The 797-nt window shown below is 64.2% G+C and carries 1 protein-coding gene; it reads right to left on the bottom strand.

Translation table 11 applies throughout. The features are described 5' to 3' along the window. Positions 1-44 precede the first annotated feature (44 nt). The coding region (locus tag NUV94_08195; protein MCR4392715.1) for an ABC transporter permease subunit at positions 45-797 on the bottom strand (753 nt) is incomplete at its 5' end.

The following is a 797-nucleotide window of genomic DNA, read 5'->3' on the forward strand; positions in this document are numbered from 1 at the left end:
GGTCAGGCCGCGAATGGCGATGGTTGGCATCCCCGCTCTCCTCCTCAGAACTCGATCTTCCCGCCCAGCCGGCGGACGATGAAATGGCCGACCAAGGTGATGACCACGATCAGGAGCATGATCCCATAGGCATGTTGGGTGAAGCCTTGCTGTTGGAACCGGAACAGGATCGAGGTCATCGTCCGGGTCTGTGGGGTGACGAGGAGCACGATCAGATCCAGGGTTCGCATGGTGGTAATCAGCGTGAGCAAGACAGCGGACAGGAAACCGCTTTTCGCCAGGGGCATGAGGATACGGACGAACCGGCGGCCCCACCGGGCCCCGTGGAGTTCTGCCGCCTCCTCCAGGGACGGGTCGATCTGGTGCATGGCGGCCACGCCGGAGCTCGACGCGAACGGGAGGTACTTCATCGTGCAGGTCAGCACGAGCAGCGTGAGCGTGCCGTACAGGGCGGGGAACGGGCCCCACGACCGGGCGAACAGGCTGAGGTAGATCCCGCCGAACGCGATCCCCGGGACCATGTACGGGGTGAAGCTCAAGAACTCGACCGACCGCGACAGCAGCGTCCCGCGCATGCGCACCACCACGTACCCGAGCATGAGCCCCAGTACCCCGCACACCAAGGCGGTCAGCACGGAGAGGACCACCGAGTTCTTGATTGCCCCGAGGATGAACGCGCTCCGGAAGATCCCGGGCTGACCTTCGGCCAGCATCGGATCGCCCTTACCGATCCAGTAGTGGAGGGTCAGGTTGCTCAACGAGTACTGGCCCTCGTAGCGCATGACCGTCTCCAGGGC

This window comes from Candidatus Acetothermia bacterium, from assembly GCA_024653305.1.
Classification (GTDB): domain Bacteria; phylum Bipolaricaulota; class Bipolaricaulia; order Bipolaricaulales; family Bipolaricaulaceae; genus JACIWI01.